The sequence below is a fragment of the Enterococcus sp. B2E4 genome (assembly GCF_030499455.1).
Taxonomy (GTDB): domain Bacteria; phylum Bacillota; class Bacilli; order Lactobacillales; family Enterococcaceae; genus Enterococcus_D; species Enterococcus_D casseliflavus.
The window spans coordinates 186,911-202,494 of sequence record NZ_JAUKPK010000012.1; the positions used below are offsets into that span (position 1 = coordinate 186,911).

12 protein-coding genes and 1 riboswitch are annotated in these 15,584 nt (G+C 46.5%); of the genes, 9 read left to right on the forward strand and 3 right to left on the reverse strand.

Annotated elements, in window-relative coordinates; genetic code table 11:
- Window positions 1-14: 14 nt before the first annotated feature.
- The 3 genes from Q1X33_RS10115 to Q1X33_RS10125 all read right to left on the reverse strand — a co-directional run bounded on the left by Q1X33_RS10115 (window position 15) and on the right by Q1X33_RS10125 (window position 4,104).
- Window positions 15-1,898 (reverse strand): glycosyltransferase family 2 protein, encoded by a 1,884-nt coding sequence (locus tag Q1X33_RS10115; protein WP_005230599.1) that lies wholly within the window; start codon window positions 1,896-1,898, stop codon window positions 15-17.
- A gap of 168 nt (window positions 1,899-2,066) precedes the next feature.
- Complete coding sequence (locus Q1X33_RS10120) at window positions 2,067-3,167, reverse strand: iron-containing alcohol dehydrogenase family protein (protein ID WP_005230601.1); 1,101 nt, start codon at window positions 3,165-3,167, stop codon at window positions 2,067-2,069.
- Window positions 3,103-4,104: a bile acid:sodium symporter family protein gene (locus tag Q1X33_RS10125; RefSeq protein ID WP_005230603.1), complete on the reverse strand. Its 1,002-nt coding sequence runs from the start codon at window positions 4,102-4,104 to the stop codon at window positions 3,103-3,105. The genes Q1X33_RS10120 and Q1X33_RS10125 overlap by 65 nt, the downstream gene beginning before the upstream one ends.
- 600 nt (window positions 4,105-4,704) lie before the next feature.
- Between Q1X33_RS10125 and Q1X33_RS10130 the strand changes: the two genes are divergently transcribed.
- The 9 genes from Q1X33_RS10130 (at window position 4,705) to Q1X33_RS10170 (ending at window position 15,445) form a co-directional block, all read left to right on the forward strand.
- Window positions 4,705-5,340 (forward strand): NAD(P)H-binding protein, encoded by a 636-nt coding sequence (locus Q1X33_RS10130; protein ID WP_005230609.1) that lies wholly within the window; start codon window positions 4,705-4,707, stop codon window positions 5,338-5,340.
- Window positions 5,341-5,681: 341 nt separating this feature from the next.
- Window positions 5,682-8,330, forward strand: a complete 2,649-nt coding sequence (locus tag Q1X33_RS10135) for an HAD-IC family P-type ATPase (RefSeq protein WP_005230611.1) — start codon at window positions 5,682-5,684, stop codon at window positions 8,328-8,330.
- A gap of 193 nt (window positions 8,331-8,523) precedes the next feature.
- Window positions 8,524-8,662: riboswitch (FMN riboswitch) on the forward strand.
- 112 nt (window positions 8,663-8,774) lie between these two features.
- Complete coding sequence (ribD, locus tag Q1X33_RS10140; protein ID WP_005230615.1) at window positions 8,775-9,851, forward strand: bifunctional diaminohydroxyphosphoribosylaminopyrimidine deaminase/5-amino-6-(5-phosphoribosylamino)uracil reductase RibD; 1,077 nt, start codon at window positions 8,775-8,777, stop codon at window positions 9,849-9,851.
- Window positions 9,836-10,423, forward strand: coding sequence for a riboflavin synthase (locus tag Q1X33_RS10145; protein ID WP_005230617.1), 588 nt, complete (start codon window positions 9,836-9,838; stop codon window positions 10,421-10,423). Before ribD ends, Q1X33_RS10145 begins: the two co-directional genes overlap by 16 nt.
- Before the next feature lie 13 nt (window positions 10,424-10,436).
- A complete protein-coding gene (locus Q1X33_RS10150; RefSeq protein WP_034869472.1) occupies window positions 10,437-11,612 on the forward strand; it encodes a bifunctional 3,4-dihydroxy-2-butanone-4-phosphate synthase/GTP cyclohydrolase II in 1,176 nt (391 codons plus the stop codon).
- A gap of 21 nt (window positions 11,613-11,633) precedes the next feature.
- A complete protein-coding gene (ribE, locus tag Q1X33_RS10155; RefSeq protein ID WP_005230622.1) occupies window positions 11,634-12,107 on the forward strand; it encodes a 6,7-dimethyl-8-ribityllumazine synthase in 474 nt (157 codons plus the stop codon).
- A 471-nt stretch (window positions 12,108-12,578) separates the two neighbouring features.
- Window positions 12,579-13,652, forward strand: a complete 1,074-nt coding sequence (locus Q1X33_RS10160) for an iron ABC transporter permease (RefSeq protein WP_005233272.1) — start codon at window positions 12,579-12,581, stop codon at window positions 13,650-13,652.
- A gap of 4 nt (window positions 13,653-13,656) precedes the next feature.
- Window positions 13,657-14,439 (forward strand): ABC transporter ATP-binding protein, encoded by a 783-nt coding sequence (locus tag Q1X33_RS10165; RefSeq protein ID WP_005230626.1) that lies wholly within the window; start codon window positions 13,657-13,659, stop codon window positions 14,437-14,439.
- Window positions 14,432-15,445, forward strand: coding sequence for an ABC transporter substrate-binding protein (locus Q1X33_RS10170; protein WP_005230628.1), 1,014 nt, complete (start codon window positions 14,432-14,434; stop codon window positions 15,443-15,445). The genes Q1X33_RS10165 and Q1X33_RS10170 overlap by 8 nt, the downstream gene beginning before the upstream one ends.
- Window positions 15,446-15,584 lie beyond the last annotated feature (139 nt).

Here is a 15,584-nt window from a genome sequence, read left to right on the forward strand (position 1 = left end):
CAAAGGGGGCGGGACTAACTGTTCATTTCTGCGACTTCTTCCTCCATATCAAATTCCAACTGTTTGGCAGCATTGAGCTGGTCGCTATAGTAGCTGGCAAGCTCTTCAGCAGATTGCGGTGTTAGATTGTTAAAGGCAAAAGTCACATAGGAGCCATGATCCTCTAGGCAAATCGAATTGATAGTGAAGCGACGCTTATCATCGTAAAAGACGTAACTTTCACCTGGTATGAAGGTTTGCTCGGGATGAGTACGGACACGGAAGCCATTGAAACTCATTTGATACATCTCGAACGTCTTGGCATCATAAGAAAGCTGACGATTGATGGCGATACTCAAGGCTTCACTATCACTTTCGATAAAACGGTTTTTCCCGATCAAAATGGCATAAAACAAGCCATAGAGGTTATAGAGCGACCAAATCAAGGTCACGATATAGCCGAATTCATACCCTTCTCCTCGGTACAAACGATACCCAGCTACCAGACAGGCAAAGGAAATCCAAGTAAAGAGGATGATGTGGGGCAAGACGGTTCGCCAATCAAAGGCGTTGCTGCCGACGATCTCTTTTTTGGTCACGTTGAATTTTTTCTGTGATTTCATAAATTCTTTGATCAATGCCCCGGTGTGGATAGGAGCGACAAAGCAATCATAGATGTGGGAACTTGTCAGGTTCCTGATCTTAGGGACATACAGCCGAAACGACAGGGAAATCATAATGAAAGGCGGTAAAAAGAACAGCAACAATTGGTGATTGTTGCTTCTGACGATAAAGATATCAAAAACCATAAATAAGGTTGGTGCCAATAAAAAGATGATTTTTTGGAAAGAGGTAAACCAATACAAATAGGAGTTGTAATAACAAAGTTTTTGCATGAACGACAACCCTTTTAAGCGGCGCGGTTTGAAGTGGTCAAAAATTTGTTTCGTTCCTTGCGCCCACCGAGTCCGTTGTGAGGTCAGCTCTTTGGCAGTGTAAGGAGTGATCCCCAAGGCATAGGCTTTATTGATAAAAATCGTTTCATAGCCGGCGTCTTGTAAAAGCATCCCGGTCGCCATATCTTCGGTGATACTGCTGGTAGGAACGCCGCCGATCTCTTCAAGGGCACTGCGGCGAATGATGGCATTGGTACCGATATGGATCAAAGCATTCTCACGAGAAAGTGCGGGTTCTAGAAAGCGCATGAATAATTCCTGTTCGTTGTACATGGATTTGCGCAGTAATTGAAAAGGATCTTTGTTATAAAATGTTTGTGGATATTGCACCAATGCAACTTTAGGATTGCGGAAATAGTCGACAGCTTCAAAAATAATGTTCTTTTTGACGATAAAGTCAGCATCCAGAAGCAAAATCAAGTCACTGCTGGTTTGGGACAAGGCATAGTTGATATTCCCAGCTTTAGCATTGGCATTTCCTTCGCGGGTCAAATAGCCGAGGTTCATTCGCTCGGCCATTTCTTTTAGTTCCTCTCGATGGCCATCATCGCAGATATAGATTTTTTTATTGGGGTATTTCAAGGCTTTGACAGCCAGTGCGGTGGCGATCACCAGCTTGATGTCTTCATTGTAAGTACAAATAAAAGCGGCGACACTTGGCAAGAATTCTTCTGCTTCATCCCCCTCGTAGCGGTATTCTTTTGAGAGCTTATTGGAAAAAAGGTAAACAAAAAAGCCATAGACAAATAAACCAATGACTTCCGCAATATAGAGAATAATCCCAAATACTAGTGAAGCAGAACTATCAATCGGGATCGTGAAAAATAAACGCCAAACCAAGTAAATAAACAGAAAAGCAATCGTGATCTTCGAAAACAGCTGTTTGATTCGATTATTTTTCTTTGCCAGAAAATACAACAAGAAAATGACCAAAAACAACCCAGATAAATAAACCAATTCCAAACCAATCTCCTCCTTTGTTATACTAAAATAGTAATAAGTTTTTAAAAATAAATCAAAGTAAACGATTGCATTTTTTTAACATGTGAGAAAGAAGAAGGAGGACAAGTACGAAGAAGAGAAAAAGGCCAAACAAAAACCCTCCAGCAACGAATTGCTGGAGGGTTTCATTTAATTGGCAGCTGCCAATGCTGCTTGGTTTTGTTTGGCATGATAGGCTTCCACGTCTAGGATTGCCTGTTTAAACATTTCTCGCGTGATCTCATAAGGCACGTGGACGATGTCATTGGTGGTCATTGCTTTGTCTAAGATTGCCTCAAGATCGCTGGTGTCGTTAAGGCCCATATCTGCTAGGCAAACCGGCAGTTTGTTTTCCTTCATAAAGGCGTAGATGCGCTGGAAGAGGGCATCTTGCTGATCGAGCTGCAACAAGGCCAAAACGCCGTAACTAACGGATGCGCCGTGTAAATAGTCTTCCATTTTTTCCAAAACGGTCGTTCCGTAGTAAAAGGAATGAGCAAGGGCGGAGTTGTAATCATTGACGACTAAGACGGAAACTAAGCCGGTGGTTACGATGATATCCAAGACGACTTGCTCAATGGCATAAGACGGCTGATTGGCGGCACTGTCTTTCAAGGCTTGTGTGCCGTATTGCAATAAGCGTTCCGTGCACATTTTGCCGATTTGGATGCCTAACCCATCGGTGTAATCTAACTGATCGCCCCGCGCTGAAAATGTCGATTCGATCTCTTTGGAGAGGGCATCGCCGATTCCTGCCCATAAGTACTTGTCGGGGGCTTGGGCGATGATCTCACTGTCGATAAAGGCATGGGTCGGCGGTTGCGAAGGGAAAAACAACCCTTGCATCTCGCCGTTTTCTTTATAGATGACACAAACCGCGGTGACTGGTGAGCAGTTGGAGCCAATCGTTGGGAAGGTGAAGACTGGTTTGCCAGCTTTTTCCCCAACCACTTTGACGGTATCGCAGACGCGGCCGCCACCAACGGCGAATAGAACATCGGCGGCTTGGACACTTGGAGTAGCGAACAGCTGATCGACGTTTTCATAGGTCGAGTTGCCGCCGTACCACAAGGTATCCGTCACTTGGACTGCTGACGTTAAAGCGGCTTTGATCTTGTCTTCAGCTTTTTCAAGGGCGGTTTTTCCGCCGATGATCACGGCATTGGTGCCGTATGGTTTTACGATGTCATTTACTTTTTCGTAGGCGTCCGCCCCGATTGTGTAGTTTGGCAAAAAGATACTTTGACTCATACTTTTCTCCTTCTTTCTTGGCCACGAGATTGGCTAAAATTGGTCCGGTAATTTGATGGATCACCATGCCGACTGCGGCAGGGGTAACGGCTGCAGCAATGGCGGCAAAGTGGGCATTGGCTAACGAGATCGCTAGGCCAGTATTTTTCATTCCTAATTGAAACATGATGGATTTGGCTTGGGTGGCACTGACGCCCATCACACGGCTCAGACCATAGCCTGCGCCGTAGCCGATCAAGTTATGGAGCAAGACTAAGAAAATCACGATCAAGCCAGATTGGACGATGACGGCGCCGTTGCGAGCGACAGTTCCTGCAACGATCAATAAGATACTGACGGAAGAAATCAACACAAATGATTGCAGAAATCGCTCGATGTGCTTGGCAATGAGTTTGTGGACGATCACCCCTAAAATGATTGGCAAAAGCACCATCTGCAAGACAGACAAGAGCATTTCCCAGAAGGAGATCTCGGTGTACTGACCAGCCAAGACATAAACCAAAAAGGGTGTAACGACGGTCGCTAACAAGGTCGATACCGTGGTCATGGAAACGGTGAGGGCGACATCGCCTTTGCCGATGAAGGTCATGACATTGCTGGCGGTTCCACCAGAAACGCAGCCTAGTAAGACAAAACCGATAATCAAACTGGAAGAAAGACCAAACAGCTGCGCTAAGCCGTAAGCCACCAAAGGGCTGATGGTGAACTGGAAAAGCACCCCTAAGATGAATGCTTTGGGCTGTAAGACGACCATTTTAAACGCAGCAACGTTTAGAGTCATCCCCATACAAAACATGATGATGCTCAAAAGAATCGTTGTACGAGGCGGAATCCATAAGAAGGGTTGCGGGAAAAAATAAGAGACGATCATCAATAAAATCATGATGTAGATCAAATACTTGTTTACAAAAGCAGCGATCGTGTTGACGGTTTTCATAATAAAAAATCATCCTTCCTTTTTTCTGCTTGACCAATCAAGTGTCCAAACAGAAGGGGTCTTTAGAATAAGTGCAGTGCATAACCGCGGGGAATCGGCAGCAGTTGGTCAACGAGCGTTTTGGATCTATCTGACATCAAGGTGTCAGCTTGCAAAAGGCCGCTTTCTTGAAAATGGGTATAAAAAAACACTCCATCTCAAGAAGCTGTTCTTCTTTTTGGATGCAATGTGAATAGGGACTCTTTGAATGTATAAAATCAAACAGTCCCGACTATAATAATAAAATAATTCGTTTGCTAACATTGGTGCGGGTCATATACGCCACCGTCCTTTTCTTTATTTGGAATTTTCTAAATATTTAAATTATTTCTACCTAGTCTACAAAAGAGTCAACGCTTTGTCAATTGTTTGAGAAAATTTTTTTCATTTTTTTGGGTGTTTTTTAAAAAACATGGGTTTCTATGGGGAAAAACAGCAAGAATTGGTTTGTGCTGTGCTTTTTTCCCCTTCGTTTAGAAACAGAATAGTTGTTGGATCTTGGTTTTTGTCCTACGATGATACTAGCAAGAGTTGGAAAAAGAAACGAGAGGAGCAAAGAAAATGAAAATTTTTGTCGTTGGTGCTACTGGACGAGTAGGCCAAAAATTGATCACCTTTCTAGAAAAACAAGGACACATCGTTTATGCTGGTGCGCGCAGCAGTGAGAAAATCACAGAAACGGAGACGATCAAGCCCGTGTTCTTTGATTTACACACAGAACCGGAAGAGATGGCGGCGAAATTCGCAGATGCGGAAGCGGTATACTTCGTGGCGGGTTCCCGAGGCAAAGACTTGCTGCAATCTGATCTGTATGGTGCGGTCAAAGTGATGCAAGCCGCTGAAGCAAAAGGAATTAAGCGCTACATCCACCTTAGCTCAGCCTATGCCTTAGAACCTGAACAGTGGCAAAGGGAAGGCATGGCGTCATTGATGGATTACACGATCGCCAAATTTTTCTCTGATCGCTGGCTGATCGACAACACCGCACTAGACTATACGATTTTGCAGCCGGGTGCGTTGAAAGAAACGCCAGGTTCTAGTTTGATCGAGATCAGTGAAACGACCTCTGGTGCGATCCCCATCGAGGATGTCGCCGTCTTGTTAGGTGAAATGCTGGAACGTCCAGCAACTTATCAAAAAGTCATCAAAGTCCAAGCTGGGGAAACCCCCATCAGCGAGGCACTGGATCAGCTTTAAGGCGAGCCTTTGGGCTTGAAGAGAATGTACTGAAGGAGCTGTACGGCAATGAATCGTTGGCGTGCGGCTTTTTTTTGTGAAGAAGCCAGCCACTTTTCATTTTTGAAAGCGGTGACTCTTGACTTTGGAAAAATAGTTTGTTACGCTTATTGCTAACTTTAGAGGGGGTGGTAAACGAATGTCAAGCGACTCGAGTGACGGTGAGCAGAAACACTATTTTGACTTGCCTTACTTTTTAATTGAATAGGAGACAAACAACAGCGCGTTATTTAGGAGCAGTTTCTAAATAAGGGGCTTATTTGTGTTATCCATCAATGAAAAAGAAAAGGAAGAAGAAAAAAATGAATAAAAAAGAGTTTCAGTTATCAGTGTCAGAAACAATCGAACAGTATCAGGTGCCGTCAATCGATCAAGGGTTGACTGAGGCGCAAGTAACCGAGCGGTTAGAAACCTACGGATTGAACCAATTAGCGGTCAAAAAAACCGCCAAGTGGCGTTTGCTGCTGCGACAATTCCATAACACGATCATCTACATTTTGATTTTCTCTGCCATCTTAACGCTGCTGATGGGGCATTTCTCTGATGCCGTGATCATTGGCATCGTCGTGCTGGTCAATGCGTTGATCGGTTATTACCAAGAAGCGAATGCTTCCGATGCGTTAGAACGGATCAAAGAGATGCTATCAGCAGAAGCCACGGTCTATCGGAATGGGATTCGTCAAGATATTCCAGCTGCCGAAGTCGTTCCAGGGGATGTCGTATTCCTAGAAGCTGGTGACAATGTGCCCGCAGATCTGCGAATCATCGAAGCCGACAACTTGCGTATCCAAGAATCCGCCTTGACTGGTGAAGCCGATTCGGTGGAAAAAATAACAGATGCCTCAATGGATGAAGCAACGCCATTAGCGGAACAACGGAATTTGGCGTTTGCTTCGACTTCCGTGACGTCAGGAAGCGGGAAAGGGATCGTGATCGCTACTGGCGTCACGACTGAAATCGGGAAAATCTCAGCTGAAGTCAATCAAACGGAAGAACGAAAAACGCCGTTGATGAAAGAGATTGATGGACTGGGGAAAGGCATCACCTATGTGATCATGGGCGTGGCGGTCTTGCTATTTGTCGTCAGCTTGTTCCAGCAGACCTATGCGATCTCTGTCTTATCCTTAGCCGTTGTCACCATGATCGTCGGCTCGATCCCAGAAGGATTGCCAGCAACGACCTCGGTGGTTTTGGCGATGGGTGTCAGCGACATGGCAAAAAACAAGCACACCATCATCAAAACGCTGCCAGCGGTTGAAACGCTAGGCTCAGTGGATGTGATCGCGACGGATAAAACAGGTACCCTGACCAAAAATGAAATGACGGTCAAAGACATCGTATTGGCTGAGCAGGAATATGAAGTGACGGGTGACGGCTATGCGCCGGTGGGAGAAATTCGTCCAAAGCAGGAGGACGTCCACGCGCAAGACACCTTGCAGTTGTTTTTGGAAGCTGGTTACGAAGCCAACGATACGGTATTAGTGCCAGAAGGAAATCACTGGACGATCAATGGGGAACCAACAGATGGCTCCTTCTTGACGCTGTATCATAAGCAATTTGCCTATCCGCAAGCACCTGCTTACCAAGAGCTGGATATGCTGCCCTTTGATTCGGACAACCGCTACATGGCGAAACTAGTGGCAAACCCTGCGGGGGAACGCTTGCTATTTGTTAAAGGCTCCCCAGATAAATTGTTTGAAATGGTGCAAAAACAAGCGGCGCCTTTTGATGAAGCCTATTGGACAGACCATGTCCGCCGCTTGTCGGCAGAAGGCAAACGAGTGGTAGCGGTGGGCTATCAGAAAGTTTCGATTGATCACATTGATGAAACGATTTTTGAGCAAGGGCTGCAATTACTAGGGATCGCTGGGATCATCGATCCGCCGCGAGAAGAAGTGATTGCCTCCCTGAAGGAAATGAACCAAGCCGGTGTTCAAGTGAAAATGATCACTGGCGATCACCCTCTGACCGCCAAAGCGATTGGGGAAAAGCTTGGCTTAGCGGATGAGATTCACGTCGTGACTGGTGCCGAGTTGGATCAGATGAGTGAAGCTGAATTTCAAGATGCTGCCTTGACGAATCAAGTCTTTGCACGAACCACGCCGAAAAATAAATTGGACATTATCAGAGCGCTACAAGCCAAAGGCAAAGTCACGGCGATGACAGGGGACGGAGTCAACGATGCCCCTGCGTTGAAGCGGGCGGATATCGGTGTAGCGATGGGTATCAGCGGCACGGATGTAGCCAAAGACTCTGCTGATATGATCTTGACCGATGACAATTTCGGTACCATGTCCTTAGCGATTCGCGAAGGACGCAGGATCTATGACAACATCAAAAAGAGCATTCTGTTTCTGTTGCCGACATCTTTTGCCGAAGGGCTGATCATTGCCTTTACGATCATGATGCAAAAAGAATTGCCGCTGCAGGCGACGCAACTGCTGTGGATCAACATGGTTTCTGCTATTACGATCCAGTTTGCGTTTATCTTTGAACCAGCAGAGTCTGGGATCATGAACCGCACACCGCGAAAGACAGGCAATAAATTGTTGAATCGCCACGATATTTGGCAGATGGCGTATGTATCGATCTTGATGGCAGTCATCAGTTTGATCGCTCATGACTGGCTCTTGCTGCAAGGCGTCAGCGAAGCCGTTGCCAGTACCATGATGGTCAATATCGTGGTCTTGAGTAAGATTTTCTATTTGTTCAACATCCGTACAAGTGCACCAGCGTTTTCTAAAGCTTCCTTCACCAATCCAAAAGCATTCGTGATCATTGGTGTGATGCTGGTTCTGCAACTGTTATTGACCTATGTTCCATTTATGCAAAGCGCCTTTCATACTGAGGACATGTCCTTGATCGGCTGGGTCATCTCAGCAGCTTCTGGGATGGTCGTCTTACTCGTGACGGAGTTTGATAAATGGCTTCGTTCGAGAAAAAATATTTAACCTAGGTTTTCTCGTGTTTTTCACAGGCAAAACCGCCTTGCTGCAGCTTAGGAAAATGGCGGAACGACAAGAGATTTCTGCTGTCGCTGCTTTGGGGTTGCCAAAAGAAAAAGCCAAGAGGAATTCCTATCGGCTTGTAATCAGGCCTATTGACAAACAAAAATGGTCGGGCTAAAATGCACATGAATTGAATAGTATTCTTCGGGGCAGGGTGTAATTCCCGACCGACGGTGACAAGCGCAATGCTTGAAGTCCGTGACCCGCATAGCTATGCGGTGGAGCCAGTGTGAATCTGGCACCGACAGTGAAAGTCTGGATGGGAGAAGAAAAACCACAAAATTTCAAGGGGCGCAGTGCGTCTAAAATTGATTTTTTGCCGGTCTTGTTTGTCTATGCCTCGTGAGATTCTCACGAGGCATTTTTTTATTGAAAGGAGGAAGGAAGATGCATAACGAATACATGCGTTTGGCGATCGCAGAAGCCAAAAAAGGGCGCTACCAAACCTTTACCAATCCGCTAGTGGGCGCTGTGATCGTCAAAGAGCAACGGGTCATTGCCAAAGGGGCTCACTTAGTCTATGGGCAGCCCCATGCGGAACGAAACGCCATCGAACAATGCCATTCCTCCGAAGACCTAATCAATTCGACTTTATACGTGACATTAGAACCTTGCAACCATCAAGGAAAACAGCCGCCTTGCACCCAGCTGATCATCGACAGTGGCATCAAAAAGGTAGTCGTCGGCCAGTTAGACCCTAACCCAATCGTGGCTGGACAAGGCAAGCGCTTTTTAGAAGAACAGGGCATCGACGTGTTGGTGGGCATCGAAGAAACAGCGGTGCGACGTTTGAATCCACACTATAATTTTTACCATCAGCATCAGCGACCTTACGTGGCGTTGAAGCAAGCGATCACTTTAGATGGCCGGATCGCTCATGATGCGTTGACCCGCAGTGCGATCACTGGTTCAGCGGTTTGGCAAAACGTCCATCAAGAACGTGGGGACTATCAAGGAATCTTAGTGGGCAGTCAGACGGTGTTGACGGATGATCCCACCTTATTGACCACGGTTGAAACCAGCTTTCCGCCGATTCGCATCGTGTTAGACCGTCGGGGGCGAACGCTGTCGCAACCCCATTTGGCACTGTTTGTCGATGATTCGGCACCTGTGTGGATTTTTACGCAGCAGACAACTGTCAGTGATTTGCCAGCTCATGTGTCAGTGATCCAGCTGGAAGAGTTGACAATTGTTTCATTGCTGAAGGAGCTTGCCGCACGACAGGTCCAATCGCTTTACGTAGAAGGAGGCGCTGCGATCCATGATGCCTTTTTAGCCAGCGGACTGTGGCAAGAAAGCATTACCTATGTGGCGCCAAAGTTTCTTGGGGGCAATAGTCTCGCAAGTTTTACCAGTGAGCGTACCCCGAAACAGCTGCAGCAGCTAACAGAGGTGACGGTGACTGCAGTTGGGGAAGATGTTTGCATCCGAGGAAGGAGACCAGAGGAATGTTCACAGGATTGATTCAGGAAAAAGGCCGCATCAAAGAGATCCGCAAGCAAAGCCGCACGATCCAGCTAACTTGCAGTGCGTCCGAAGGATTACTGGCGGATTACCAGATCGGAGACAGTATGGCGATCAACGGGACGTGTTTGACGGCGATCGCCAAACAAGCGACGACGTTTACGGTGGATATCATGCCAGAAACCTTTCAACGAACGACCTTTAAACAACTCTCGGTGGGTGCCGAAGTCAATTTGGAGCGAGCGATGGCAGCAACGCAGCGTTTTGAAGGCCACTTTGTCGCTGGCCACATTGATGTAACGACCCGTTTGATCCAGAAAAAGCAGTTGGAAAATGCCTTGATCTTGACGTTTGCTTATCCTGTCAGTGTGCAAGGGGAAATCATTCCGCAAGGGTCGATTGCGATCAATGGCGTCAGTTTGACGGTTACCCAGACGACGGCACAGGCATTTTCCGTTAGCTTGATCCCCCATTCCAAAGACCAGACGACGCTGGGGCAGTTGAAACAAGGGGAGTGGGTCAATATCGAGACGGATATGATCGGGAAATATGTCAAATACCAACGAAAATGAAAGAAGGCAGACGATGCATAAAGTAGAACAAGCAGTGGAATGGTTAAAAAAAGGCGGCTTAGTGATTGTCGCCGATGATGAAAATCGGGAATCAGAAGGAGATTTGATTGGGATCGCTGAATACGCAACGCCAGAAGCCGTCAATTTTATGGTGACTTATGGCCGCGGCTTGATCTGTGCACCCATCTCACAAGCGATCGCTGAAAAGCTGGCATTGCCTGAGATGACCGCCAATAATACGGATGCCTTTGGCACCGCGTTTACCATCAGTGTCGATCACGTGACGACGAGTACGGGAATTTCTGCGAAAGACCGGGCAGTGACGATTGAAAAGTTGGCTGATCCTGCGTCACAAGCTGCGGATTTTTATCGCCCTGGTCATATCTTCCCTTTGACCGCTCAACCTGGCGGCGTGTTGGAACGCAGAGGACATACAGAAGCGGCTGTGGATTTAGCAAAGCTTGCTGGCAGCGTGGAAGCAGCCTACATTTGTGAGATTTTAAATGAAGATGGCACGATGGCTCGGGTCCCAGAATTGAAAAAATTAGCAGAAAAATGGCAGCTGCCGTTTTTGACCATTGATGAGTTGGCGGAATATCTACGAGGAACCACGCCTATCACGGTGGATCTGCCAACGGCTTATGGGGCGTTCCAATTGACCTTATTTGAAGATGAGTTCGGCAATGAACACCTTTTACTAGCCAAAGGCGAGATTCAACATACTACCGAGCCGCTGTTACTACGGATCCATTCAGAGTGTTTAACAGGCGACGTCTTCGGCTCTCATCGCTGTGATTGCGGCGAACAGCTACAAGAAGCGATGCGGCAGATCGAAGCAAAAGGCCGCGGTGCGATTTTGTATCTACGCCAAGAAGGCCGCGGTATTGGCTTGCGGAACAAGCTCCGTGCCTATCAGCTGCAGGAACAAGGCATGGATACTTATGAAGCAAATATTGCATTGGGGTTTGCAGCAGATGCTCGTCATTACACGTTTGCCGCCGATGTTTTACGTTCCTTAGAAGTGCAGGAGATTCAACTGATGACCAACAACCCTGACAAGGTGAAGGAATTAGAAAGCTTAGGGATCAAGGTAGTAGCACGGGTACCGCTGGAGATGCCTGCGCATAAAGAAAACAGCAGCTATTTGAAAACGAAGAAAGAAAAGTTTCACCATTACCTATCTATTTAATCAACCAAAGGAGAATGAGCGATGACAGTATTTGAAGGAACGTTTCAGGGAGAGGCAGTCAAAGTAGGGATCGTGGTCTCACGATTCAACGAGTTTATCACTTCCAAGTTAGTGGAAGGCGCCAAAGACAATTTGCTGCGTCATGGAGTCAAAGCAGAAAACATCGATGTGTATTGGGTACCAGGGGCTTATGAGATTCCGTATATTACCAAAAAAATCGTTGACCACAAGCAATACGATGGGATCGTGACATTAGGTGCCTTGATTCGCGGAGCAACGACTCACTATGAATTGATCTCAAATGAAGTGGCGAAAGGCGTAGCCCAAATTGGTCTGAATGCCGACATTCCGATCATGTTTGGTGTGTTGACGACTGAAACAATCGAACAAGCCATTGAACGGGCGGGAACCAAAGCCGGCAACAAAGGCAGTGAAGCCGCTCAAGGTCTTTTGGAGATGATTTCGTTGAATCAGCAAATCCTTGGCAACGCATAGGTTTCACGTTCGAACAAAGGGAAGCTACAAGAACAAGCCTGCCTGAGCATAGGCATCAGACTGGAGACAGACTTCGTACAAAATGAAGTCTGTCTTTTTTTCATCATTTAAAAGCATGGGATTATTTTTGCCAAAGGATTCGCTTCTTCACGGGTACCGTATTTTCGATAGGTCAATGGAGAGGAAAACGCCCAATCAATCACGAACATTAGAATAACTCTTATTTAAGGAAATTTTCAGAAAATTATTTACATTTCACAAAAGGTTCCTTATAATGACTCTATTCATTGAGAGTGATTCTCATTTGCAAATAGATGTCAAAGCAGTACATGGCTTTGGCGCTTTTCATGAGAAGAACTGTTATAAGCGAAAAAACGCACAGATGCTTCTTTTATGATGGTGGCGAGGCAACAGTCAGGTTGTTTTTGCTGTGAAATCAGGAGAGGATCGTGCTGAATAAAGGAGAATCACATGTCGGTAGGGTTGATTAAATCAAATCGTTGGATGGTTTCGACAATCATTTGCTGTGTTTTAGTTGTCGCCATTCTCTTATCTGCAGGAGTTGCTTTGGCAAACGGACAAGCCAATATCACCCTTGGCGAAGTTTATCAAATTCTCTTCTATAAAATCAGCCATGGATTGGTTGGTGATCTTTCAGGCATTTCAGACGCAAACATCAATATCGTCTGGTTTGTTCGGGCACCGCGGGTCTTGCTGTCTATTTTTGTGGGCATGGGGTTAGCGATCAGCGGGGCAGTGATGCAGGCGGTGGTCCAAAATCCGCTGGCAGATCCCTATATCTTAGGGATCTCTTCAGGCGCATCCTTAGGGGCGACCTTCGCCATCTTAGTCGGTTTTGGCGGCTCGGCGCTAGTCTTGCAGCTGGGCTTATCGTTTGGTGCCTTTGCAGGAGCGGGGATTGCCACCATTTTGGTGCTGCTGCTTGCTAGTATCGGTGGGAAAATGACTTCCACAAAACTCGTGCTGTCGGGGACGATCGTCAGTGCCTTATGCAGCTCTGTTTCAAACTTGATCATCTATCTGGCTAGCAATGCAGAAGGGATGAAGACTGTGGCGTTTTGGTCGATGGGCAGCTTAGCCTCGGCTTCTTGGAACAAATTGGGCTTTATCGTGGTTCTGGTTTCTTTGATCACGCTGTTCTTCCTGACGCAATACCGTGTTTTGAATACGCTTTTGCTGGGAGATGAAGTTGCTTCCACCTTAGGGGTCAAGCTGACCTTCTATCGTCGTTTTTACATGCTGCTAGCAGCGCTATTAACCAGTATCATCGTTGCGAATTCTGGTATGATCGGCTTTGTCGGCTTGATCATTCCTCATATCGTACGTGGAGTCAGCGGGTCGGATCATCGCCTGTTGATGCCTTTGACCGCTTTGACAGGCGCGTTGTTTTTGATTTGGGCGGATGTGATCGCCCGCTCGACCCTGCAAGGAGTCGAACTGCCGATCGGGATCATTACAGCGCTGATTGGCGCACCGATCTTTATCTATATCATTGTCAAACGGCAATACAACTTTGGGGGGTGACGGAATGAAATTAGCAGTTGAAAAGCTCAATCTAACGATCGGGGACCAACAGATTCTAAAAGACATCTCCGTCCAAACCGCACAGGGGCAATTTGTCGGCTTGATTGGTTCCAACGGCAGCGGCAAGTCTACATTGTTAAAAGCTATCTACAAAACGTTGAAACCTGACAGCGGCGACATTTATTTAGGTGAGATGAATATTTTGAAAAGTTCCGAAAAAAAAGTCGCCCAGCAAGTCAGCGTCGTCAGTCAGTTCAATGAGTTGAGCTTTGATTTAACAGTAGAACAGATGGTGCTTTTAGGCCGCACGCCCCACAAGGGTTTGTTGGAACAAGACACTAAAGCCGATCATGAGCTGGTCACCGCAGCCTTAGCCAAAACAGGGTTAAGTGCCTACAGAAAACGCAGCTACCTCTCATTATCAGGAGGCGAAAAACAGCGGGTCGTCCTTGCTCGTGCCATCACCCAAGAACCGAAATTTATGATTCTCGATGAGCCGACCAATCATTTGGATATCCGATATCAACTGGAAATCTTAGAGACCGTCAAGCATCTGAAGATTGGCTTGTTGGCGGCGCTGCACAATTTGGAACAAGCAGCCAATTATTGCGACATCATCTATGCCTTAAAAGATGGTCGGGTCGTAGGGTATGGCGAACCAGAAACGCTGCTGACAGAAGAACTGATCGAAGAAATCTATGGCGTGAAATGCAGTATTTACCATCATCCGATCACAGGCGGATTAGGGTTTCATTATTATTTTGAAAAGGAGCAAACAGATGAATAAATGGGGAAAAATGATTGGGGTAGGATTGGCAGTCTTTACATTAAGCGCTTGCGGCAATACGAAGGATGAAGGAACTTCGGCTTCTTCCTCACAGGCAGAAAGTACGTATCCCTTAACCATCAGCAACTACACCAAAGCAGAAGGCGGTACGCAATGGACCGCCAAGGACCAAACCTTTAATGAAGCACCGAAAAAAGTCGTAGCCAACACACGACCAGCAGCGGAATTGCTGCTGCATCTCGGCCTCAAGGATCAGATTGCGGGTGTCGGTGCAACCTTTGGTGCCGCTGATAAGGAAGTTGCTGCTGATTACGCAGAACTAAACGACCTGGGCAGCGACTATATCAGTAAAGAAACGGCGCTCAGTGTGGATCCAGATTTGATTTTTGGCCGCGGAGGACTTTTTGATAATCAAGATTGGGGCGTTGGCACCGTTGATTCCTTGAACGAGATGGGCATTCCGACTTACGTCCAAGAAACCTCTGTCACTGGGGCGACGTTTGATTCTGTGTATCAAGACATTGAAAACCTTGGTAAGCTCTTCAATGTCCCCGAGGCAGCCGCTGCTTTTGAAAAAGAATTAAAGGATCGCCAGAGTGCCTTGGAAGAAAAAGTAGCAGACAAAGAAGAGCAAACCTTTGCCCATCTCTTTATGTCTGATCCAAGTGTGGTCAGTGTCTATGCCGCTCAAGACGAGTCTTTTTTCAACAGTAACTTTGACATGATCAAACTGAACAATGTGTTTCAAGACTATTCAGGAGAAGTCAGTGTCGAAACCTTGATCGAAACGGATCCCGATGTCTTGATCGTCGGCGACTGGTCAACGATCGAAGGCAGTGTTTCTGGTCAAGAAATCATTGAAGGCTTGTACAAAAATGACAAACTCTCCAGCATGAAAGCCATCAAAAACAAACAAGTCTACAGCATGGACTACAATTATCTCTTTGGCTACGGCTACCAAGCCTTGACTGGTTTGGAAGAACTGGTAGAGCAAATGGCACAATAAACACCTCCTATTGCATAAAAAGGAGAACCAACTTTTTATATAATAGAAGAAAACCAACGTTTCACTGGCCGATCGACCACAGAAACGTTGGTTTTTTGTATTTAAGAAAAGCAACCTTTGCCGCTGCCCGTTCCGCAAC

Coding starts and splice junctions, on each gene's coding strand:
- Q1X33_RS10130 (WP_005230609.1), top strand. CDS start 4,705: ATGAAAATTTTTGTCGTTGGTGCTACTGGACGAGTAGGCCAAAAATTG.
- ribE (WP_005230622.1), top strand. CDS start 11,634: ATGACAGTATTTGAAGGAACGTTTCAGGGAGAGGCAGTCAAAGTAGGG.
- Q1X33_RS10145 (WP_005230617.1), top strand. CDS start 9,836: ATGTTCACAGGATTGATTCAGGAAAAAGGCCGCATCAAAGAGATCCGC.
- Q1X33_RS10165 (WP_005230626.1), top strand. CDS start 13,657: ATGAAATTAGCAGTTGAAAAGCTCAATCTAACGATCGGGGACCAACAG.
- Q1X33_RS10120 (WP_005230601.1), bottom strand. CDS start 3,167: ATGAGTCAAAGTATCTTTTTGCCAAACTACACAATCGGGGCGGACGCC.
- ribD (WP_005230615.1), top strand. CDS start 8,775: ATGCATAACGAATACATGCGTTTGGCGATCGCAGAAGCCAAAAAAGGG.
- Q1X33_RS10150 (WP_034869472.1), top strand. CDS start 10,437: ATGCATAAAGTAGAACAAGCAGTGGAATGGTTAAAAAAAGGCGGCTTA.
- Q1X33_RS10135 (WP_005230611.1), top strand. CDS start 5,682: ATGAATAAAAAAGAGTTTCAGTTATCAGTGTCAGAAACAATCGAACAG.
- Q1X33_RS10170 (WP_005230628.1), top strand. CDS start 14,432: ATGAATAAATGGGGAAAAATGATTGGGGTAGGATTGGCAGTCTTTACA.
- Q1X33_RS10125 (WP_005230603.1), bottom strand. CDS start 4,104: ATGAAAACCGTCAACACGATCGCTGCTTTTGTAAACAAGTATTTGATC.
- Q1X33_RS10160 (WP_005233272.1), top strand. CDS start 12,579: ATGTCGGTAGGGTTGATTAAATCAAATCGTTGGATGGTTTCGACAATC.